21 protein-coding genes and 1 pseudogene are annotated in these 19,938 nt (G+C 74.5%); 12 read left to right on the forward strand and 10 right to left on the reverse strand.

Going from position 1 to position 19,938, the window contains the following annotated elements:
* A complete protein-coding gene (glpK, locus tag ABZV78_RS04115) occupies positions 1-1,485 on the reverse strand; it encodes a glycerol kinase GlpK (RefSeq protein WP_355635299.1) in 1,485 nt (494 codons plus the stop codon).
* Positions 1,486-1,550: 65 nt separating this feature from the next.
* Between glpK and ABZV78_RS04120 the strand changes: the two genes are divergently transcribed.
* Complete coding sequence (locus ABZV78_RS04120; protein WP_355635300.1) at positions 1,551-2,489, forward strand: ribose-phosphate pyrophosphokinase; 939 nt, start codon at positions 1,551-1,553, stop codon at positions 2,487-2,489.
* Between the two features lie 22 nt (positions 2,490-2,511).
* On the opposite strand, the gene ABZV78_RS04125 is transcribed toward ABZV78_RS04120, so the two are convergent.
* Positions 2,512-2,976 (reverse strand): ATP-binding protein, encoded by a 465-nt coding sequence (locus ABZV78_RS04125; protein ID WP_355635301.1) that lies wholly within the window; start codon positions 2,974-2,976, stop codon positions 2,512-2,514.
* Positions 2,977-3,091: 115 nt separating this feature from the next.
* Here ABZV78_RS04125 and ABZV78_RS04130 point away from each other — a divergent pair, with 115 nt between their 5' ends.
* Both ABZV78_RS04130 and ABZV78_RS04135 read left to right on the forward strand, forming a co-directional pair.
* Positions 3,092-4,216, forward strand: coding sequence for a DUF5931 domain-containing protein (locus tag ABZV78_RS04130; RefSeq protein ID WP_355635302.1), 1,125 nt, complete (start codon positions 3,092-3,094; stop codon positions 4,214-4,216).
* 11 nt (positions 4,217-4,227) lie between these two features.
* A complete protein-coding gene (locus ABZV78_RS04135) occupies positions 4,228-4,860 on the forward strand; it encodes a response regulator transcription factor (RefSeq protein ID WP_355635357.1) in 633 nt (210 codons plus the stop codon).
* A gap of 4 nt (positions 4,861-4,864) precedes the next feature.
* On the opposite strand, the gene ABZV78_RS04140 is transcribed toward ABZV78_RS04135, so the two are convergent.
* From ABZV78_RS04140 to ABZV78_RS04150, 3 genes are all read right to left on the reverse strand, one after another.
* Positions 4,865-5,437 carry a DUF5709 domain-containing protein gene (locus ABZV78_RS04140; protein ID WP_355635303.1) on the reverse strand — a complete coding sequence of 191 codons (573 nt, stop codon included), beginning with the start codon at positions 5,435-5,437 and terminating at the stop codon, positions 4,865-4,867.
* A gap of 81 nt (positions 5,438-5,518) precedes the next feature.
* Positions 5,519-6,247, reverse strand: a complete 729-nt coding sequence (locus ABZV78_RS04145) for an ATP-binding protein (protein WP_355635304.1) — start codon at positions 6,245-6,247, stop codon at positions 5,519-5,521.
* Positions 6,248-6,306: 59 nt separating this feature from the next.
* The gene (locus tag ABZV78_RS04150) at positions 6,307-7,305 is read right to left on the reverse strand and encodes an SDR family oxidoreductase (RefSeq protein ID WP_355635305.1); all 999 of its coding nucleotides are present in this window, start codon (positions 7,303-7,305) and stop codon (positions 6,307-6,309) included.
* Positions 7,306-7,543: 238 nt separating this feature from the next.
* On the opposite strand from ABZV78_RS04150, the gene ABZV78_RS04155 reads away from it, so the two are divergent.
* A complete protein-coding gene (locus ABZV78_RS04155) occupies positions 7,544-8,794 on the forward strand; it encodes a glycosyltransferase (RefSeq protein ID WP_355635306.1) in 1,251 nt (416 codons plus the stop codon).
* Between the two features lies 1 nt (position 8,795).
* Here the strand turns inward: ABZV78_RS04155 and ABZV78_RS04160 are convergent, their stop codons facing one another.
* From ABZV78_RS04160 to aroA, 4 genes are all read right to left on the reverse strand, one after another.
* Positions 8,796-9,662, reverse strand: coding sequence for a hypothetical protein (locus ABZV78_RS04160; protein ID WP_355635358.1), 867 nt, complete (start codon positions 9,660-9,662; stop codon positions 8,796-8,798).
* 60 nt (positions 9,663-9,722) lie between these two features.
* Entirely contained in the window at positions 9,723-10,541 is an 819-nt protein-coding gene (gene hisN, locus ABZV78_RS04165) for a histidinol-phosphatase (protein ID WP_355635307.1), read from the reverse strand.
* Positions 10,542-10,601: 60 nt separating this feature from the next.
* A complete protein-coding gene (gene rsgA, locus ABZV78_RS04170; protein WP_355635359.1) occupies positions 10,602-11,537 on the reverse strand; it encodes a ribosome small subunit-dependent GTPase A in 936 nt (311 codons plus the stop codon).
* Positions 11,538-11,699: 162 nt separating this feature from the next.
* Positions 11,700-13,001, reverse strand: a complete 1,302-nt coding sequence (gene aroA / locus ABZV78_RS04175; RefSeq protein ID WP_355635308.1) for a 3-phosphoshikimate 1-carboxyvinyltransferase — start codon at positions 12,999-13,001, stop codon at positions 11,700-11,702.
* A gap of 102 nt (positions 13,002-13,103) precedes the next feature.
* On the opposite strand from aroA, the gene ABZV78_RS04180 reads away from it, so the two are divergent.
* The 7 genes from ABZV78_RS04180 (at position 13,104) to ABZV78_RS04210 (ending at position 17,607) form a co-directional block, all read left to right on the forward strand.
* On the forward strand, positions 13,104-13,811 hold the full coding sequence (locus tag ABZV78_RS04180; protein ID WP_355635309.1) for an SOS response-associated peptidase: 708 nt from the start codon (positions 13,104-13,106) through the stop codon (positions 13,809-13,811).
* A 210-nt stretch (positions 13,812-14,021) separates the two neighbouring features.
* Positions 14,022-14,414 carry a WhiB family transcriptional regulator gene (locus ABZV78_RS04185; protein ID WP_355635310.1) on the forward strand — a complete coding sequence of 131 codons (393 nt, stop codon included), beginning with the start codon at positions 14,022-14,024 and terminating at the stop codon, positions 14,412-14,414.
* A 102-nt stretch (positions 14,415-14,516) separates the two neighbouring features.
* Positions 14,517-15,134 (forward strand): alpha/beta family hydrolase, encoded by a 618-nt coding sequence (locus ABZV78_RS04190; RefSeq protein WP_355635311.1) that lies wholly within the window; start codon positions 14,517-14,519, stop codon positions 15,132-15,134.
* Between the two features lie 248 nt (positions 15,135-15,382).
* Positions 15,383-16,189 (forward strand): sigma-70 family RNA polymerase sigma factor, encoded by an 807-nt coding sequence (locus ABZV78_RS04195; RefSeq protein ID WP_355635312.1) that lies wholly within the window; start codon positions 15,383-15,385, stop codon positions 16,187-16,189.
* 2 nt (positions 16,190-16,191) lie between these two features.
* The gene (gene rsrA, locus ABZV78_RS04200) at positions 16,192-16,479 is read left to right on the forward strand and encodes a mycothiol system anti-sigma-R factor (RefSeq protein WP_355635313.1); all 288 of its coding nucleotides are present in this window, start codon (positions 16,192-16,194) and stop codon (positions 16,477-16,479) included.
* 397 nt (positions 16,480-16,876) lie between these two features.
* On the forward strand, positions 16,877-17,098 hold the full coding sequence (locus ABZV78_RS04205; RefSeq protein ID WP_355635360.1) for a biotin/lipoyl-binding carrier protein: 222 nt from the start codon (positions 16,877-16,879) through the stop codon (positions 17,096-17,098).
* Entirely contained in the window at positions 17,095-17,607 is a 513-nt protein-coding gene (locus ABZV78_RS04210) for a GNAT family N-acetyltransferase (protein WP_355635314.1), read from the forward strand. Before ABZV78_RS04205 ends, ABZV78_RS04210 begins: the two co-directional genes overlap by 4 nt.
* On the opposite strand, the pseudogene ABZV78_RS04215 reads toward ABZV78_RS04210, so the two are convergent.
* Positions 17,505-18,210: pseudogene (locus tag ABZV78_RS04215) on the reverse strand (TetR/AcrR family transcriptional regulator). The gene ABZV78_RS04210 and the pseudogene ABZV78_RS04215 sit on opposite strands and share 103 nt — an antisense overlap.
* A 113-nt stretch (positions 18,211-18,323) precedes the next feature.
* Here ABZV78_RS04215 and ABZV78_RS04220 point away from each other — a divergent pair.
* A complete protein-coding gene (locus ABZV78_RS04220) occupies positions 18,324-19,910 on the forward strand; it encodes an MDR family MFS transporter (RefSeq protein ID WP_355635315.1) in 1,587 nt (528 codons plus the stop codon).
* Positions 19,911-19,938: the final 28 nt, after the last annotated feature.

Consider the following 19,938-nt stretch of genomic DNA (forward strand, 5'->3'; position numbering starts at 1 on the left):
TCACTCCACCCAGTCGAGGGTGCGCTGCACCGCCTTGCGCCAGTTGCGCAGCTCCCGCTCCCGGTGCGCCGGATCCAGCTCCGGCGTCCACTGCGCGTCCGACCGCCACTGCGCGCGCAGCGTGTCCAGGTCGGGCCAGAAGCCGACCGCCAGGCCGGCCGCGTAGGCGGCGCCGAGGCAGGTGGTCTCGGTGATCCGGGAGCGGACCACCGGCACGTCGAGGACGTCGGCGAGGAACTGCATGAGCAGGGCGTTGCCGGTCATCCCGCCGTCCACCCGCAGCCGGCGCAGCGCCACGTCCGAGTCGGCGTTCATGGCGTCGACCACCTCGCGGGTCTGCCAGGCCGACGCCTCCAGCACCGCCCGGGCCAGGTGCCCCTTGGTGATGTAGGCGGTCAGGCCGGCGATCACACCGCGGGCGTCGCTGCGCCAGTGCGGGGCGAAGAGGCCGGAGAAGGCCGGCACCACGTAGCAGCCGCCGTTGTCGTCGACCGTGCGGGCCAACTCCTCGACCTCGGGGGCGGTGGAGATCAGGCCGAGGTTGTCGCGCAGCCACTGCACCAGCGAGCCGGTGACCGCGATGGCGCCCTCCAGGGCGTACACGGCGGGGTGGCCGTCGATCCGGTAGGCCACGGTGGTGAGCAGGCCGTGCCGGGAGGGGACCGGGCTGGCCCCGGTGTTGAGCAGCAGGAAGCTGCCGGTGCCGTAGGTGCACTTGGCCTCGCCGGGCTGGAAGCAGGTCTGCCCGAACAGGGCGGCCTGCTGGTCGCCGAGCGCGCTGGCCACCGGCACCCCGGCGAGGATGCCGTCGGCGGTGCCGTAGACCTCGGCCGAGCAGCGGATCTCGGGCAGCATGGCGGCCGGGATCCGCAGCGCGTCGAGCAGTTCCGGATCCCAGTCCAGGGTCTCCAGGTCCATGAGCATGGTGCGGCTGGCATTGGTCACGTCGGTGACGTGCCGCCCGGTGAGCTTCCAGATCAGCCAGCTGTCCATGGTGCCGAAGAGCACCTCGCCGCGCTCGGCCCGGCCGCGCAGCCCGTCGACGTGGTCGAGCAGCCAGCGCAGCTTCGGGCCGGCGAAGTAGGTGGCCAGGGTCAGGCCGGTGCGGGCGCGCAGCCGCTCCTCGTCGTACGCCTCGGCCAGCTCGCGCAGCAGCGGCCCGGTGCGGGTGTCCTGCCAGACGATCGCGTTGGCCACCGGCCGGCCGGTGGCCCGGTCCCAGACCAGGGTGGTCTCCCGCTGGTTGGTGATGCCCACGGCGGCCAGCCCGTCCGGCCCGGTGCCGGCGGCGGCGAGCGCCTCCAGCACCACCTGCTGGACGTTGGCCCAGATCTCCTCGGCGTCGTGCTCCACCCAGCCCGGCTGCGGGAAGATCTGCCGGTGTTCGCGTTGTGCCGCGGAGACGATCTCCCCGGTCCGGTCGAAGACGATGCACCGCGAGGAGGTGGTGCCCTGATCGATGGCGGCGACGAGCTCTCCGGTCACCGCAGCACCGTACCCGCCGGGAGCGTCCACCGTCTCTACCCGATCCGCCCGTACGATCAGCAGACGTGCGTGACATTGCCGTGTTCAGCGGGACCGCCCACCCGGACCTCGCCGCCGAGATCTGTGCCCACCTCGACGTTCCCCTGCACCCGGTACGGGTGTCCCGGTTCGCCAACGACTGCCTCGAGGTGCAGTTGCAGGCCAACTGCCGGGAGCGGGACGTCTTCCTCATCCAGCCGCTGGTGCCCCCGGTGCAGGAGCACCTGGTCGAGCTGCTGCTCATGATCGACGCGGCCCGCGGCGCGTCGGCCGGCCGGATCACCGTGGTGCTGCCGCACTACGCGTACGCCCGGTCGGACAAGAAGGACGCCCCGCGGATCTCGATCGGCGGACGGCTGGTCGCCGACCTGCTCACCTCGGCCGGCGCGCACCGGGTGCTCGCCATGACCCTGCACTCGCCGCAGGTGCACGGCTTCTTCAGCGTGCCGGTGGACCACCTGCACGCGCTGCGCGAGCTGGCCGCCCACTTCCGGGGCCGGGACCTGAGCAACACCGTGGTGGTGTCGCCGGACCTGGGCAACGCCAAGGAGGCGGCGGCGTTCGCGCGGATGCTCGGCACCCCGGTCGCGGCGGGCGCGAAGCAGCGGTTCAGCGACGACCGGGTGCAGATCAGCACGATCATCGGCGACGTGGCGGACCGGGACGTCATCGTGCTGGACGACGAGATCGCCAAGGGCAGCACGGTGATCGAGCTGATGAGCCACCTGCGCGAGCGGAAGGTCCGCTCGATCCGGCTGGCCTGCACGCACGGCCTCTTCTCCAGCGGCGCGCTGAAGCGGCTGAGCGAGCAGGACGGGGTGCTGGAGATCGTCTGCACCAACACGGTGCCGATCCCGGAGGAGAAGCGGGTGCCGAAGCTGGAGGTGCTCTCGGTGGCGCCGGCCCTGGCCGAGGCGATGCGGCGGATCCACAACGGCGAGTCGGTGAGCGCCCTTTTCGCCTGAGGGCCACCCGCGGCCCGTCCGGTCAGTCGTCGACCGGGCGGGTGACGGGCTGGGCGGCCACCACCGCGGTGATCCGGACCACGGTGCCGGCCTCGCCGGTCTCCACCGCCATGGAGTCGCTCAGCTCCCGGGCCAGCCAGAGCCCCCAGCCGCCGGCGGTGTGCGGGGCGGGCCGGGCGCGGTCGCTGAGCCGTTGCACGCTGATCCCTTCGCCGTGGTCGGCGACCTCGCAGACCAGCTCGCCGGGGCCGCGCCACAGCCGCAGCCGGCCCCGGCCGCCGCCGTGCCGGACCGCGTTGGTGATCAGCTCGTTGACCGCCAGCACGAAGTCGTCCAGCCGCTGCCCGGTGAGCCCCGCCGCATGCGCGCACGAGGTGACCGAGTGTCGAAGCTCGGTCACCTGGGCCTGGTTGAAGGCCTCGGCGATGAGGAGGGAAGGTTCGATGGGCACAACCGTACGCGGTGCGGGGGGTTCTGCGTTCGTCATGGCCCCGTCCCGGCGATGGATCTCGGTGACTTTCGCGGCATTTCCACCGTACGTCAGGGTTTCTCGCACCGCACCTTTCGGCTCCTCGGTGCGCGGTTGTGGCAGGGTGTCCGGCATGCCGTCGTCCCCCGGGGGCCTGGAGGTCCCGCTCTGGCGGTCGATCGCGGTGTTCCGCTTCGCCTCGCTGGCGTACGTGGGGGTGCTGGTCCTCCGCGACGCGGACCGCTACGCGCACCCGGTCGCCGCCGGCGGCGTACTCCTGGGGATGCTGGCCTGGACCGGGGTGACCGCGGCCGGCTACGGGCGCCCGGCCGGCCGGCGCTGGCCGCTGCTCCTGGCCGACCTCGGCGTGGTGCTGGCGATCCTGCTGGCAACGCCGTGGGTGGTCGGCCGCGCGGCGCTCGCCGCCGGCGTGCCCACCCTGACCGTCGCGTGGCTGGCGGGGCCGGTGCTGGCCTGGGCGGTGTCCGGCGGCCGGCGGCGCGGGGCCGTGGCCGCGCTGGTGCTCGGCGGGGCCGACCTGGCCACCCGGGAACGGATCAGCCAGTCCTCGCTCACCGGGGTGATCCTCATGCTGCTGGCCGGCGTGGTGGTGGGGCACGTGGCTCGGCTCGCCGTGGAGGCCGAGGCGCGGCTGCAACGGGCCGTGGAGCTGGAGGCGGCCACCCGGGAGCGGGAGCGGCTGGCCCGGGACATCCACGACTCCGTGCTCCAGGTGCTGGCGCTGGTCCGGCGGCGCGGGGCCGACCTGGACGGCGAGGCCGCCGAGCTGGCCCGGCTGGCCGGCGAGCAGGAGGCCGCGCTCCGCGCGCTGATCGGCCGGGCGGGCGCCGCGCCGGACGGCGCGGGCGACACCCGGGACCTGCGTGACCTGCTCGACCGGTACGCCTCGACGACGGTGCAGGTGGCCGCGCCGGCCACCCCGGTGCCGCTGCCCGCACGGGTGGCCGGCGAACTGGCCGCCGCGGTCGGTGCGGCCCTGGACAACGTGGCCCGGCACGGCGGCGGGCGGGCCTGGGTGCTGATCGAGGACGAGGGGGAGACGGTGACCGTCTCGGTACGCGACGAGGGGCCGGGGATCCCGGACGGGCGGTTGGCCGAGGCCGCCGCGCAGGGCCGGCTCGGGGTGGCCCAGTCCATCCGCGGCCGGGTGGCCGATCTGGGCGGCGAGGCGCGCATCGTCTCCGCCCCGGGCGCCGGCGCCGAGATCGAGCTGACCGTGCCGCGGAGCGGCCGGTGAGCATCCGGGTGATGGTGGTCGACGACCACCCGATGTGGCGGGAGGGCGTGGCCCGCGACCTCACCGAGGCCGGGCACGTGGTGGTGGCGACCAGTGGGGAGGGGCGCCAGGCGGTCCGGGTGGCCGCCGCGGCCCGCCCCGAGGTGGTCGTGCTCGACCTGCAACTGCCGGACGTCTCCGGCGTCGAGGTGATCCGGGGGTTGCGCGCCGCGCTGCCCGAGGTGCGGGTGCTGATGCTGTCGGCCAGCGGCGAACCGCAGAGCGTGCTGGACGCGATCAAGGCCGGTGCCACCGGCTACCTGCTGAAGTCGGCCGCTCCGGCCGAGTTCCTGGACGCGGTGCGCCGCACGGCGGCCGGCGAGCCGGTCTTCACCCCGGGCCTGGCCGGGCTGGTGCTCGGGGAGTACCGCCGGCTGGCCGCCGCTCCGGCGGCTCCGCACGACGACGCACCCCGGCTCACCGAGCGGGAGACCGAGGTGCTGCGTCTGGTGGCGAAGGGCCTGTCGTACAAGCAGATCGCCGAGCGGCTCGGGCTCTCCCACCGGACGGTGCAGAACCACGTGCAGAACACGCTCGGCAAGCTCCAGCTGCACAACCGGGTCGAGCTGACCCGGTACGCGATCGAGCGGGGCCTGGACGGCTAGCGGCTCAGGTCGCCTCGGGCGGCCGGGTCTCGTGGACGGCCAGTTCCTCCGCGGTCGCCCCGCCCCCGGCCGCGCCGGCGTCGTAGGCGACGTTGTCGGTCTCCTGGTCGGTGTGCGCGCCCTCGTCCGGCTCGACGAGCCGCCCCACCTGGTGGTCGGCGACCGTGCCGAGCTGGCCGTGGTCGTAGATGGAGACCGGGGAGTGCGGGTCGGAGGTGGGGCCCGGGTCGATCACGTCGGCGTCGAGCTGGGCCTGCGCGGCGGCCTCCTCGCTGTCCGCCTCGGCCGCGATGTCCGGGTCGACCGGGCCGGCCAGCGGGTCGTCGGCGGGGCGCTCGTACTGCTCGCGCTGGAGCTTGTAGTCCAGCGACTCGCCGTCGAGCTGCTCCTCGGCGGTGGTGCCGAAGCGGTCCACGGCCACCGGGGTGCGGTCGGCGGGCAGCTGGGCCGGCTCCGGCCCGTCCGCCTCGCGTCCGGTCAGGACGTCGTCGTTGGCGCTCGAGTCGTCGTCGGCGGTGTCGGGCAGACCCTCCGCCTCGGGGTCGGACACGGGGGTGGGGTACTCGTCGTCGCGCATGACCGGGAACTACCCACTGCGCTCGGCGGATTAACCGCAACCGGCGGCCTGGATCGGGAGAAACGGGGCGAAAAGGTGCCCTCAGCCCCGGAGCCGGGCCTCGTCGTCGGCGTGCAGCACGCACCAGACGACCTTGCCGTCCGGCAATGGAGTGCTGCCCCAGCGCCGGGACACCGTGTCGATGAGCAGCAGGCCGCGGCCGCCGGTGGAGGTGAGCGGGGCCAGCCCGGCGTACGCCGGCCGCCGGCCGGAGTGGTCCCGGACCGCCAGGTGCAGGGTGCTGTCCCGGGGCGCCACCCGGACGGTCATCGGCGTCCCGGCGTGCGCGACCACGTTGTTGACCATCTCGGTGATCGCGATGGAGGCCGGCTCGGCCAACTCCGGCACGCCCCACCGGGCGCAGCCGTCGCTGACCAGCGCCCGCGCCTCCCGGGCCGCCGCCACCACCGGGGGCAGGTCGGCGTTGAGCACCGCGGCCAGCGGCGCGTCGCGCAGCGCGGCCTGCGCCGTGTCGAGCGAGCGGTGGACCGGCGCGGCGCCGTTCGACCGGCCGGCCGGGTCGAGCAGCAGCACGCCGGCGGCGGGCCAGTCGGCGGCCACGCCGTGCACCTGGTCGAGGACGCCCCGGGCCGCCGGGTCGGCGATCCGCACCCGGGACAGGTCGACGATCACCGCGCCCGGCCGCTGCCAGAGCCGGGCGAGCAGCGCGTTTCGGACGGCGTCGAGCCCGGCCAGGTCCAGCACCCCGGTCAGCCGGACGACCGCGGAGGACTCGTCCGTCTCGACCAGGCAGCGCACGTCCGTCGGCATGATCGTCCCATTGTGCATGCCCGGCCTCCGGCGCGCATCAGTCCGGTCGGTGGGACCCATCAGCGGTCCGTCCGCGAACGGCGGCTCATCGCCGCCACCGTGCCGACGGCGGTGCCGGCCGCCGCGAGCCCGAAGGCCGCCGTCAGCCGGATCAGCTGCGCCCGCCGGCCCTGCCATCCGTCGGTCCGCTCGGCCGCCGCGTCGCCGTGGAAGACGTTGCCGGTGGCGTCCAGGCGTACGCCCGGGCCGAACTGGGTGCGCGCGGTGTACCAGCCGAGCGCCCGCTCGGCCAGCGCCGGGGCGAGCCGCCACTGGATCCCCATGAGCCGGGCCGCGCCCCCGGCGTACGCCTCGCGGCGCGGCCGGCGCAGCAGCCGGACGATCGTCTCGGCCACCAGGTCCGGCGGGTAGACCGGTGGGGGCGGGGTCAGCTCCCGCCCGGTGTGGTTGGCGGCGTGCCGGAAGAACGGGGTGTCGATGCTGGCCGGCAGCACCGTGCAGAGCGAGATGTGACCCCGGCCGGTGACCCGCAGCTCCTGCCGCACCGTGTCGGCCAACCCGCGGATGGCGTGCTTCGTGGCGTTGTACGCCGACTGGTACGGCATGGCCACCTCGGCCAGCACCGAGGCGTTGTTGACCAGCACCCCGCCGCCGGCCGCGTCGAGCCAGGGCAGCGCCGCCCGGGTCCCGTGGACGGTACCGAGCAGGTTCACCTCGACCACCCGGCGGAACTCGGTCACCGGGATCTCGTCGAAGAGCCCCACCGTGCCCACCGCCGCGTTGTTGACCCAGCCGTCGATCCGGCCGAACTCGGCCGCCGCGCGCGAGGCGAGCCGCTCCACCGCCTCCGGGTCGGTCACGTCGGTCGGCACCACGAGGGCCCGCCCGCCCAGCTCCTGGCAGCGGTCGGCGACCCGGCTCAGCGCCTCCTCGGTCCGGGCGGCCAGCACCACGTCGGCGCCCCGGCGGGCCAGCGCGTACGCGGTGGCCGCGCCGATCCCGCTGGAGGCGCCGGTGATCACGACCGTGGCGTCGTCGAGGCTGCGGGTGAGAGGCATTCTCCGCCCGTACCCCCGGTCCGGCCGGGTCATGCCGCCGGAGTCGCCCGGATCACGGTTGCCGCACCGCCGGGCGGGGCAGATTGTCACGAACCCGACCGGGCCGCGCGCTGTCCCGTCCACGCGACGGTCCATCGGTGCGGCTCCCGATCTGCCAGGTTTCGGCGCACCGGGGCCGGGTTAATGGGACCCTCTGACCGGAGGACCCACCGCTCGCGAGAACGCATGGAGGTGCACCATGCGCGTCGGCCTTGTGTGCGCGCACGCCGGCCCGTCCGTCGACGGTCCCACCGTCGGGACGCACCAGCACATCGCGCGGGTTGCGGCCGAGCTCGCCGCACGGGGCCACGACGTCCGGGTGTACGAGCGCCGCGACGAGCCGGGCCAGGAGTCCGGCGGGGTGGACGGTTACCTCCTGGAGCGCGTCCCGGTCGGCCCGCCCGCCCCGCTGCCGACCGCCGAGCTGGTGCCGTACGTGACCGAGTTCGGCCGCTGGCTGGCGCAGCGGTGGGCCGGCGACTGGGCCCCCGAGGTGGTGCACGGGCACTACTGGGTCGGCGGGCTGGCCGCGGCCCACGCCGTCCGGGAGACCGACATTCCGGTGGTGCAGACCTTCCACTCCCTCGGCGTCGAGCAGCTGCGCCACCTCGGTCGGGGGTACGTCGGGCCGGGGGAGCGGATCCCGCTGGAACGGGCGCTGACCCGGGCCGTGGACATCGCCGTGGCCCAGTGCAACGACGAGGTCGACGAGCTGACCCGGATGGGACTCCAGCGCACCTCGGTGGCGATGGTGCCGACCGGGGTGGACACCACGCAGTTCCACCCGGACGGCGAGGCGGCCCCCCGCGACCAGCGGGCGCGGATCCTCTCCGTCGGCGGGCTCGCGCCCGGGCACGGCCAGGACGACCTGATCCGGGCCATGCGGCTGGTCGGCGACGCCGAGCTGGTGATCGCCGGTGGGCCGCCGGCCGAGCAGCTCGCCGGCCACGCCGAGGCGCGCCGGCTGCGCGAGCTGGCCGAGCGCACCGGGGTGGCCGAGCAGGTGAAGCTGGTCGGCGCGGTCCCGCACGACCAGATGGCCACCTGGTACCGCTCCGCCGACGTGGTCGCCTGCACCCCGCACTACTCGTCGGCCGGCCGGGTGTCGCTGGAGGCGATGGCCTGCGGCGTCCCGGTGGTCGGCTACGCCATGGGCGGCATCGCCGACGCGGTGGTCGACGAGGTGACCGGCAAGCTGGTGCCCCCCGGCGACGTGCGCACCCTCGGGGTCACCCTGCGCCGGATCCTCGCCGACAACGCCGGGCGGTTCGCGTACGGGCACGCCGCGGTGGACCGGGTGCGGTGCAGCTACACCTGGGAACGGACGGCCGGCGCGCTGGAGCGGCTCTACGAGCGGGTGATCGGGCGCCGGAAGCCGGCCGAGCCCGCCGAGGCCACGCCCCCCGTCGAGGTGGTCGCCGAGCAGCGCGGACCCGTCGAGGCGGCCTGACTCAACGCCGGGCGCGGACGGCCGAGCCGGCGCGGATCATCGAGGGCTCCCGCTCGCGGGCCACCGCGTGGTGGTGCTGCGGCTCGGCGTACCGGGTCAGGCCGACGACGGCGGCCAGCGTGGCCAGGAAGCCCACCCCGGCCAGCCACTCCCGGCCCGGCCAGATCCGGTCGTTGAGCAGCAGCAGGCCGATGATCGCCGCGGGCACCGCCCCGGCGGCGTCCATGGCGGCCACCGCGGCCGTGGTCGAGCCCCGCTGCATGGCCAGGCCGAGCAGGAGCTGGCCGACCACCGAGTGGGCGATCAGCAGGTAGAGCAGCGGGTCGCGGACGAACGCCTCCGCCGAGTCGGCCGAGGCGAGCGGCCGGGCCGCCACCGCGGCGGCGGAGAACGCCATCCCGGCCAGGGAGCCCAGCGCCACCGAGCCGGGCGCGCCGTGCAGCCGGGCGGCGAAGAACCCGAGCACCGCGATCACCCCGAGCGCCGCCACCAGGCCGACCAGCCCGGCGGTGCCGAGCTGCCGGGACGGCGCCGGCTGGGCGGCCAGCACCAGCGCGGTGATCCCGCCGAACAGGAGCACCAGGAGCCCCACCTCGGCGGCCGGCAGGCGCCACTTGAGCACGAGCACGCCGAGCACGGCGGTCACCCCCAGGCCGGCCGCCACGCTGGCCTGGACCAGGAACAGCGGCAGGTCGCGGCGGGCCAGGAAGGCCAGCACGAAGCCGACCACCTGGCAGGAGAGACCGACCAGGTAGGTCCGGTGGCTGGCCAGCCGGAGCAGCAGCCCGGGGTCGAAGGTGTGGTGCACGGTGGTCCGCGCCGCGGCCACCGACTGGAGGAGGTTGGCGAAGCCGTACGCGACGATCATCGCCGCCAGGAAGCACCAACCGGAGGACACCACCTGGCGAGGATAGAGGTTACCGGCGGGTCAGCGCGCGGCCGGCCGGCCGAGCCGGGCCAGGATGTCGTCGTGCAGCGGTCCGTTGGTGGCGATGGCGCTGAACTCGCCCGAGCCGTCGCCGGCCGGGGCCGGCCGCCCGGCCAGGTCGGTCACCGTGCCGCCGGCCTCGGTGACGATCGGGACCAGCGCGGCGATGTCCCAGAGCGACAGTTCCGGCTCCACCATCACGTCCAGTGCCCCCTCGGCCAGCAGCATGTAGCCGTAGAAGTCGCCGTACGCCCGGCTGCGCCAGGCGTCCCGCATGATCTGGAGCACCGCGTCCAGCCGGCCGGCCTCCTCCCAGCCGGTCAGCGAGGAGTAGCAGAAGCTGGCGTCGGCCAGGGCGGTCACCCCGGAGACCCGGATCGGCGCGGCGGAGGCCGGGTCGGGGCCGGCGAAGGCGCCCGCGCCGCGGGCCGCCCACCAGCGCCGGCCGAGCGCCGGGGCGGACACCAGGCCGAGCACCGGCCGGTCGCCCTCCAGCAGCGCGATCAGGGTGGCCCAGACGGGCACGCCCCGGACGAAGTTCTTGGTGCCGTCGATCGGGTCGACGACCCAGCGCCGCCCGTCCGGGCCGGTGGCGGGCTGCTCGCCGTACTCCTCGCCGAGCAGGCCGTCGCCGGGGCGGTGGGTGGCCAGCAGGGCGCGGATCTCCCGCTCCACGGCGGTGTCCGCGTCGGAGACCGGGGTCAGGTCGGGCTTCGACTCGACCCGCAGGTCGAGGGCGCGGAAGCGGGCCGTGGCGAGGGCGTCGGCGGCGTCCGCGAGCCGGTGGGCGAGGGCGAGGTCGTCGGCGTACCCGGTCATGCCGGACACGCTAGCGACGCCCGCGCCGCCGTGACCGGCGGGTGGGCGGCGTTCCGCCGGTCAGGAACCGGCGAGCGGGTCGCCGGGGTTCCGCTCGGGCTCGCGCGGATCGCCCTCGCCGCTGCGGGAGGCCAGCAGCCGGCGGTACGAGGCCAGCCGGCGCGGGTCCGCCTTTCCGGCGGCCACCCAGGCGTCCAGCGCGCAGTCCGCCTCCTCGGCCGTGTGCTGGCAGTTGGCCGGGCAGTCGACCGTCCCCTCCACCAGGTCCGGGAAGCCGTGCAGCAGGCTGTCGGCGGAGACGTGCGCCAGCCCGAAGCTGCGGACGCCCGGGGTGTCGATGATCCAGCCCGGATCCCCGTCCGCGTCTGGTTGCGGGGGCAGCCGGAGCGCCACGGCGCTGGTCGAGGTGTGCCGGCCCCGGCCGATCGCGCTGACCGTGCCGACCGCCCGGCCGGCCTCCGGGACGAGGCGGTTGACCAGCGTCGACTTGCCCACCCCGGAGTGCCCCACCATGACCGACACCCGGCCGGCGAGCAGCGCGCGGAGCGCGGCCAGGTCCGAGTCCGGCCGGATCAGCACGTACGGCAGCTCCAGCTCGGTGTAGTAGCCGAGCACCGCCTCCGGGCCGGCCAGGTCGGCCTTGGTCAGGCAGAGCAGCGGCTCGATGTCGGCGTCGTACGCGGCCACCAGGCAGCGGTCGATGAATCCGGTGCGCGGCGGCGGGTCGGCCAGAGCGCTGACGATCACGAGCTGGTCGGCGTTCGCCACGACCACCCGCTCCAGCCGCCCCTCGGCGGTGGTGGCGTCGTCCTCTGCGGTCCGCCGCAGCACCGAGCGGCGCTCGGCGATCCGGACGATCCGGGCCAGCGCGCCGGGGGCGCCCGAGGTGTCGCCGACCAGGCCGACCCGGTCGCCCACCACCACCGACTTGCGGCCCAGCTCGCGGGCCCGCATGGCGGTGACGGTCGGGTCGTCCGGCCGGGCGTCGGGGAACACGCAGGTGTAGCGCCCCCGGTCGACGGCGATCACGAACCCGTCGACGGCGTTCTCGTGCCGGGGTCGGGTGCGCGTACGCGGGCGCGACGACTTGCCGGGTCGGACCCGGACGTCGTCCTCGTCGTACTCCCGCCGCTTCGTCGCCAGGACGTCCCCCCGTCGTCAGCTCTTGCCGGTCACCATCCCCGACCATAGTGCCGGGAACTCCGGCATGGTCTTGGAGGTGCAGGAGACGTCGTCCACCTCGATGCCGGGGACGGCCAGCCCGGCGACCGCCGCGGCGTGCGCCATCCGGTGGTCGTCGTACGTCCGGAACGTCCCGCCGCTCAGCGGGCGGGGCCGGATCTCCAGCCCGTCGGCGGTCTCGGTGAGGTCGGCGCCCAGCGCGGTGAACTCCTTCGCCAGGGCGGCGACCCGGTCGGTCTCGTGCCCGCGGATGTGCCCGACGCCGGTCAGCCGGGACGGGGAGTCGGCGAGCATGGCCAGCGCGGTCAGCACCGGGGTCAGCTCGCCGACGTCGGAGAGGTCGGCGTCCAGCCCGCGCACGGTGCCGGTGCCCCGCACGGTCAGCCCGGCGGTGCCCAGCGTCACCTCGCCGCCCATCCGGTGGAGCAGCCCGCGCAGCTGCTCGACCGGCTGGAGGCTGCTGCGCGGCCAGCCCTGGAGGGTCACCTCACCGCCGGTGACCAGGGCGGCGGCGAAGAACGGGGCCGCGCCGGAGAGGTCCGGCTCGATCTCCCAGCCGCGCCCGGTCAGCGGGCCGGGCTCGACCGTCCAGACGTCGGGGGTGGTGTCGTCGACCGCGGCCCCGGCGGCGCGCAGCATCTGCACGGTCATCCGCAGGTGCGGCGCGGACGGCACGGGCGGCCCCTCGTGGCGGACCACCACGCCCCGGTCGAAGCGGGGCCCGGCCAGCAGCAGCCCGGAGACGAGCTGGCTGGAGGCGGAGGCGTCGATGACCACCTCGCCGCCGGTGACCCGGTCGGCGCCGAGGACGACCAGCGGCAGGCTGCCGGCCGGCGGGGCGTCGATGCGGACGCCCAGGGAGCGCAGCGCGCCGATCAGCGGGCCGAGCGGGCGGGTCCGGGCGTGCGGGTCGCCGTCGAAGGTGACCCGGCCCTCGGCCAGGCCGGCCACCGGCGGCAGGAACCGCATCACCGTGCCGGCCAGGCCGACGTCGACGTGCGCCGGGCCGACCAGCGGATGCGGCCGGACGAGCCAGCGGTCGTCGTCGGAGGTCGACATGTGCGCGCCCAGCTCGCGCAGGCCGCCGGCCATCAGCTCGGTGTCCCGGGCACGCAGCGGCCGGTCGAGCGTCGACGGGCCGCTGGCCAGCGCGCCGAGCACCAGCGCCCGGGCGGTCATCGACTTGGAGCCGGGCAGGCGCAGCGTCGCGGCGACCGGGTCGCTCGCGGTCGGCGCGGTCCACGGCTGCGGCGGCCGGGTCGCGGTCAGATTCCCCACGCTCACATTCTGCCAACTCCGCGGGCCGGTGGAACCGCCCGTCGTGCCTGCTCCCGGTTGGCGGGACAGCCGGAACGCCGGCGGCGGGTTAGCGTTGGCGCCATGTGCGGGAGGTACGCGACGACCCGGAGCGCGGGCGACCTGAGCGCGCTGTTCGAGTCGTCCGACGAGACCGGCGGGGTCGGCCCGGACTTCAACGTCGCCCCGACCGATCCCGTGCCGCTGGTCCGGCTGGCCCCGGAGGGGCACCGGCTGCTCTCCGTCGGCCGCTGGGGGCTGGTCCCGCACTGGTCCCGCACCGCCGGGGGCGCCGCCCGCATGATCAACGCGCGGGTGGAGACCGTGGCCACCAGCCGGGCGTACGCCCCGTCGTTCGCCCGCCGGCGCTGCCTGGTCCCGGCCGACGGCTGGTACGAGTGGGTCCGGCAGGCCGACGGCCGGCGGCAGCCCTACTTCATGACCCCGCGCGACGGCTCGGTGCTGGCCCTGGCCGGCATCTGGTCGGTCTGGGACCCGGACGGTGCGGCCCGGCTCACCTTCAGCGTGCTGACCACCGCCGCGGTCGGCGAGCTGGCCGAGGTGCACGACCGGATGCCGCTGCTGCTGCCCCGCGAGCGCTGGGCGTCCTGGCTCGGCCCGACCGCCGAGCCCGACGCGCTGCTCGCGCCGCCCGCCCCGGCCTGGCTCGCCGGGCTGGAGATCCGCCCGGTCTCACCGGCGGTCGGCGACGTCCGCAACGGCGGCCCGGAGCTGACCGCCCGGGTCCCCCTGGCGCGTGCGGAGGCCGACACGGAAATGACGCTGTTCTGATCACGCTCAGCACATTGTCGTGTGCTGATTTGCCGGGGTTGCGCCTGAATCGTCGCCCGGCCGTTTAGCCATGTTTACCGAAGACCCTTGTCCCCGCCTGCGCAAGTGCGATAGAACACAGCGCCGGTGTTGGGCGCCTGTTCGCACGGGGCGGATGGCACCCATCGATCATTCGTGATCATTGCCGGTCCCACGGGGGAGGTGGGTGTATTGACACGGGCACGTATGCCCCGCCCGCACGAGGTGGCCGCCGCGCGGCGAGATCCACGACTGCTGCGGGCTCTGCACGAGCGACGCCAGGACGAGGCGTGGCGGACCAGAGGAACCTGCCAGAGCGTGGACCCGGAGACGTTCTTTCCGGCGCCCAACGAGCCGGCCGACGCGGCCGTGGCGCTCTGCCGCAGTTGCGACGTCCAGGGGTCCTGCCTCGCGTGGGCGCTGGAGGTGGGCGACTGCCACGGCGTCTGGGGCGGCACCACACCCCGCGAGCGGCGGGCCATGCTGGTCGCCTGGCGCAGCGAGGTGCAGCCGGACCCGGACGCGGTCGACGAGGCCGGCCCGCCGGTCCGTGACCGCCTGCTCACGTTGGTGCCGTCGCGCTGAGACCGGTTTCGCCGTCGCCCGCGCTTCCCGACCGGAAACGCGGGCGACGGCATTTCCGCACCTGACGGTCGGCGTGCCCGGTCTCGCCAGCAGAATGGGCCGGTGCGGCACAGCGACGAGATCGGGACACCCCGCGGGCCGGCCCGCGTCCACACCGACCAGCCGGCGGCCGGCGGCGCCACCGTGCTGGTGCTGGGTCACGGGGCGGGCGGCGACGTGGACGCCCCGGACCTGGTGGCCGTCCGGGACGCGCTGGTCGCCGCCGGGGCGGGCGTGGCGCGGGTGACCCAGCCCTACCGGGTCGCCGGCCGGCGCGCCCCCGCCCCGGCCGGACACCTCGACGAGGCGTGGACGGCCGTGCTGGCCGAACTCCGGACCCGCCACCCGGCGGTGGCCCGGTGGGTGGTCGGCGGCCGGTCCAGCGGCGCCCGGGTCGCCTGTCGCACGGCGCGCACGGTCGGCGCGGCCGGGATCGTCGCGCTGGCGTTCCCGCTGCACCCGCCCGGACGGCCGGAGCGCTCCCGGGCCGAGGAACTGCTCACCGGCCTGCCCACGCTGGTGGTGAACGGCGACCGGGACCCGTTCGGGGTGCCCGAGCCCGGCCCCGGCGTGGCGGTGGTGACCCGGCCGGGGGAGCGGCACGACCTGCGCGGCGACCCGGCGGCCACGGCAGCGGTCGTCCGCGACTGGCTCGGCGCCCGCGGCTGGCTCCCCACCTGACCTCGGTGGTTGCGACACGCGGGGTGGCGCGGCGGCGGCGTGACCGTCCGTGGCGGCGGGTCGTTGCTACGGATGGTGTCGGGCGTACCGGTTCGGGCGTCCGGGGCCACCTCCCAGGCCCTTCCTGGTCCCAGCGTCGGTCGCGGCCGTGGCCGGGACCAGGAACGGGTGGGGCGGTGACGGAATGTCCCGCCCCGCGGCGCGCGTTACTACCTCCGGATGACATTTCCAGCCGAGGGGGGTGACCGGTGCCGACCGAGACGCGGAGCCGGGAGCGGGACGAACGGGACGCGCGGCAGCTCAAGCGGCTGCTCGACGCGCCGGAGTGGCCCGCGACGGCGTCGGCCGTGAGCACCAGCACACAGTCCGGAAGTGAATCTGCCGACAGGCGGGTACGCGTATCCTCGGCGAAGAAGCATCCGACGCGAGGGGACGTGCGGTTGACGACCGAGAAGACGGACGAGCGCAGGGCCCGCTTCGAGCGGGACGCGATGCCCTTCGTCGACCAGCTCTACGCTGCCGGGCTGCGGATGACCCGCAACCCGGCGGATGCCGAGGATCTGGTCCAGGAGACGTATCTGAAGGCGTATGCCGCCTTCCACCAGTTCGAGCAGGGCACCAACCTGAAGGCCTGGTTGTACCGGATCCTGACCAACACCTACATCAACTCCTACCGCAAGCGGCAGCGCCAGCCCGTGCAGGCGCCCACGGACGAGATCACCGACTGGCAGCTGGCCGAGGCGGAGTCGCACACGTCCAGCGGGCTGCGCTCGGCGGAGACCGAGGCGCTGGACCGGCTGCCGGACAGCGACGTCAAGGAGGCCCTCCAGCAGTTGCCGGAGGAGTTCCGCCTGGCGGTCTACCTGACCGATGTCGAGGGCTTCTCCTACAAGGAGGTCGCCGACATCATGGGCACGCCGATCGGCACCGTGATGTCCCGGCTGCACCGCGGCCGTCGTAATCTGCGCAAGCTGCTCGAGCAGTACGCGGCGGAGCGGGGCTTCAGCGCCGCGCCGTCGAAGGGTTCGACCGCCGCTGCCGGCCGGGAGGTGTGACCGTGAGCTGTGGGAAGCCGCACGAGACGGACTGCCGCGAGGTGCTCGCCGAGGTCTACCTCTACCTGGACCTGGAGTGTGGCGAGGAGCGCCGCGTCCTCATCCGGGAGCACCTGGAGGAGTGCGGGCCCTGCCTGCGCGAGTACGGCCTCGAGCAGGAGGTGAAGGCGCTGGTCGCCCGCTGCTGCGGCAACGAGATCGCGCCGGAGCAGTTGCGCGAGCGGCTGCGGGTCCGCCTGACCGAGCTGGTGGTCTTCGAGACCACCGAGTCCCGCGAGCTGGCCGACTGACGGCAGCGGGCACGAGCTGAAGACACCGGTGGCCCGGGTCCGTGTGGACCCGGGCCACCGGTGTGTCCGGCCTCGGAGGCCGGCGCCGCTCCGATCCGGGGATCAGGAGTTGGGGCGCTTGCCGTGGTTGGCGCCGCTCTTCTTCCGGGCCTTCTTCTTGCGGGCCTTCTTCGCCATGCTCTGCCTCCTTGTGCTGGTCACGGTCCGGCCGCGGCGAGCGCGGCGGAGGTCGCGTACCGGTTCCCGGGCGCCGGGAACCGACGCGCTGATGCTAGTGCCGACGGCGGCGCCCGGGGACCGGTGGGGCCGGAACCCGGCGTGCCGGCGCGCGGTGCCCGGGCGTGACCGGCGTCATGATTGGATACCGTTCGCAGGAACGCCGGTGGAGAGGGAGGGCCTGGAGATGGCCGAGGAGATCCGCGCCGAGATGGTGGCGAACGTCTGGAAGGTCGTCGCGTCGGCCGGGGACACCGTGTCCGAGGGCGACACCCTGGTGATCCTGGAGTCGATGAAGATGGAGATCCCGGTGATCGCCGAGTCCGACGGCGTGGTGCAGCGGATCGCGGTCAACGAGGGCGACGTCGTGCAGGACGGCGACCTGATCGCGGTGATCGGTTGAGCGGGCTGCTGGTCCGTCGCGCGGAGCCGGCCGACTTCCCGGCGGTGGCCCGCCTGACGGTCGCCGCGTACGAGGCCGACGGGCAGCTCAAGGGCGAGACCGGCTACGGTGCGGTGCTCGCCGACGTGGCAACCCGGGCGGGGACCGGCGAGGTGCTGGTCGCCGCCGACGAGTCCACCGGCGAGGTGCTGGGCGCCGTGACGTTCGTGCTGCCCGGCACCCCCTACGCCGAGCTGGCCGGCCCGGGCGAGGCCGAGTTCCGGATGCTCGCCGTCGACCCGGGCGCGCAGGGCCGGGGCGCCGGGGCGGCCCTGGTCGGGGCGTGCCTGGCGCGCGCCACCGAGCTGGGCTGCTCGGCCGTGGTGATCTGCGTACGCAGCGGGATGGCCGCCGTGGCGCAGCGGCTCTACGGGCGGCTGGGCTTCGTGCGGGCGCCGGAGAAGGACTGGACCCCGGTGCCCGGCGTGGAGCTGCTCGGCCTGCGCCTGGACCTGACGCCCTCCGCCTGACCCCGGCCCGCCGGCCGCCGCGCGGCCCCCGGGTCAGCCGGCGTCGGCGATCCTGGCCAGCAGTTCGTCGGCCACCTCGAGGGCGATCTTCTTGCGCTCGTCGTCGCTGATGCCCGGGGTGCGGACCGCGAACCAACTGGTGTGCACGGCGAACAGGGTCAGCGCGGCGCGCAGCTGGGCGGCGGGGGAGTCGTCGCCCCGGCACAGCTCGTACGCCAGCCGCATCATCCGGTCGCGCATCTGCTGCCCGGCGGCGAGGCTCTTGAGCACCGTCTGGTTCTGCTCGAAGAACCGCATGACCGCGGGCAGCTCACCGGCGAACATCGCGTCCGCGTAGCGGCCGATGAGCGCGCGCCGGGTCGCCAGCGTGGCCGGCTGGCTGCCGGCCCACTCGATCAGCTCGTCCATCCGGCGCAGCCGGTCGTCGACGAAGCTGCTGACGATCTCGTCCTTGCTCTTGAAGTGGTAGTAGAGGGCGGCCTTGGTCACGCCGAGGCGCTCGGCGATCTCCCGGAGCGAGGTCTTCTCGTACCCCTGCTCGGTGAAGAGCTCCAGCGCGACGGCCTGAATGCGTTGCCGCGTGCCGCCTGTGCTCTCCCTCACCCGTGTTCCCCAATTCGCTTGACGGTATCTACTGACCAACTTACCGTCCGGCTAGTAGGGTAACTAGCCGGACGGCAAGTAAGTTGGTCACAGATCTTCGGGGGAGCTTACCCATGAGTCAACCAGCCCAGGTGGCGGCGAGGCCGAACGTCCGCGTCGTCCTCTTCGGCCTGATGATCGCGATGATGCTCGCGATGCTCGACAACATGATCGTCAGCACCGCGCTGCCGCGGATCGTCTTCGAGTTCGGCGGGGCCGACCACTTCACCTGGGTGGTCACCGCGTACGTGCTGGGCACCACGGTCTCCACCCCGATCTGGGGCAAGCTCGGTGACCTCTACGGCCGCAAGGCGGTCTTCCTGACCTCGGTGGTCGTGTTCCTGGTCGGCTCCGCGCTCTGCGGCATGTCCGGGTCCGGCTTCTTCGGCGGGGTCGACACCGGGATGATCGAGCTGATCGCCTTCCGGGCCGTCCAGGGCCTCGGCGCCGGCGGCCTGATGGTCGGCGTCATGGCGATCATCGGCGACCTGGTGCCGCCCCGCGAGCGGGGTCGCTACCAGGGCATGATCGCCGGCATCATGGCCATCGCCATGGTGGCCGGCCCGCTGGTCGGCGGCTTCATCACCGACCACCTCTCCTGGCGCTGGGCGTTCTACGTCAACCTGCCGCTCGGCGGCGTGGCCCTGCTGGTCCTCGCCACCACCATGCACCTGCCGAAGTACCGCACCGAGCACAAGATCGACTGGCTGGGCGCCGCGCTGCTCTCCGTCGGCATCACCGCGATCGTGCTAGTCACCACCTGGGGCGGCAACGAGTACGACTGGGCCTCGCCGCAGATCCTCGGCCTCGCCGCGCTCGCGCTGGTCACCCTGGTGGCCTTCGGTCTCGTCGAGCGGCGCGCCCCCGAGCCGATCCTGCCGCTGGCCCTGTTCGCCAACCGGAACTTCGCCCTCATCTCGGTGATCGGCTTCCTGCTCGGCTTCGCCATGTTCGGCGCCATGAACTTCCTGCCGCTCTATCAGCAGACCGTCCAGGGCGCCTCGGCCACCAACAGCGGCCTGCTGCTGCTCCCGCTGATGTTCGGCATGCTGGTGGTCTCGCTGGTGGTCGGCCGGGCCATCACGAAGACCGGGCGCTACCGGGCCTTCCCGATCGCCGGCGGCGTGGTGATGACCGCCGGCATGGCTCTGCTGACCCGGCTCGACCTGGACACCAGCAAGGTCGTCTCCTCGCTCTACATGGTGGTGCTCGGCGTCGGCATGGGCTTCCTCATGCAGACCTCGATGCTGATCGCGCAGAACAGCGTGGAGCAGAAGGATCTGGGCGCGGCGAGCGGCGCGGCCACCTTCTTCCGGTCCATCGGCGGCTCGTTCGGCGTCTCGCTCTTCGGCGCGATCTTCGCCAACCGGCTCGCCGACTCCGCCGCCGGTCCGGCCTTCGCGGGCGGTGGCGAGGGTGGCGCCATGAACCTGGAGAAGCTCAAGGAGCTCACCGGCCCGGTGCGGGAGGTCGTGCTCGGGGCGCTCTCCGACGCCATCTCGCACGTCTTCTTCTGGGCGGTCTTCTTCACGGTGGCGGTCCCGGTGCTCGCCTGGTTCATCAAGGAGGTCCCGCTGCGCTCGGCGAACGACGCACCGCCGGCCGACGCCAGCCCGGAGGACCAGGCCGAGGCCGCCCTCGGCAAGGCCCCCGTCGCCTGACCCACCCGTCGCGGCCACGCCGACCCGT

This window comes from Micromonospora sp. NPDC004540 (assembly GCF_040610095.1).
GTDB lineage: Bacteria > Actinomycetota > Actinomycetes > Mycobacteriales > Micromonosporaceae > Micromonospora.

What these genes read in the sequence shown, in the direction of transcription:
- ABZV78_RS04140 (WP_355635303.1), bottom strand. Translation starts at nt 5,437, where the DNA reads ATGCGCGACGACGAGTACCCCACCCCCGTGTCCGACCCCGAGGCGGAG.
- ABZV78_RS04220 (WP_355635315.1), top strand. Translation starts at nt 18,324, where the DNA reads ATGAGTCAACCAGCCCAGGTGGCGGCGAGGCCGAACGTCCGCGTCGTC.
- ABZV78_RS04135 (WP_355635357.1), top strand. Translation starts at nt 4,228, where the DNA reads ATGGTGGTCGACGACCACCCGATGTGGCGGGAGGGCGTGGCCCGCGAC.
- ABZV78_RS04150 (WP_355635305.1), bottom strand. Translation starts at nt 7,305, where the DNA reads ATGCCTCTCACCCGCAGCCTCGACGACGCCACGGTCGTGATCACCGGC.
- ABZV78_RS04180 (WP_355635309.1), top strand. Translation starts at nt 13,104, where the DNA reads ATGTGCGGGAGGTACGCGACGACCCGGAGCGCGGGCGACCTGAGCGCG.
- ABZV78_RS04155 (WP_355635306.1), top strand. Translation starts at nt 7,544, where the DNA reads ATGCGCGTCGGCCTTGTGTGCGCGCACGCCGGCCCGTCCGTCGACGGT.
- hisN (WP_355635307.1), bottom strand. Translation starts at nt 10,541, where the DNA reads ATGACCGGGTACGCCGACGACCTCGCCCTCGCCCACCGGCTCGCGGAC.
- ABZV78_RS04145 (WP_355635304.1), bottom strand. Translation starts at nt 6,247, where the DNA reads ATGCCGACGGACGTGCGCTGCCTGGTCGAGACGGACGAGTCCTCCGCG.
- ABZV78_RS04130 (WP_355635302.1), top strand. Translation starts at nt 3,092, where the DNA reads ATGCCGTCGTCCCCCGGGGGCCTGGAGGTCCCGCTCTGGCGGTCGATC.
- ABZV78_RS04125 (WP_355635301.1), bottom strand. Translation starts at nt 2,976, where the DNA reads ATGACGAACGCAGAACCCCCCGCACCGCGTACGGTTGTGCCCATCGAA.
- ABZV78_RS04160 (WP_355635358.1), bottom strand. Translation starts at nt 9,662, where the DNA reads ATGATCGTCGCGTACGGCTTCGCCAACCTCCTCCAGTCGGTGGCCGCG.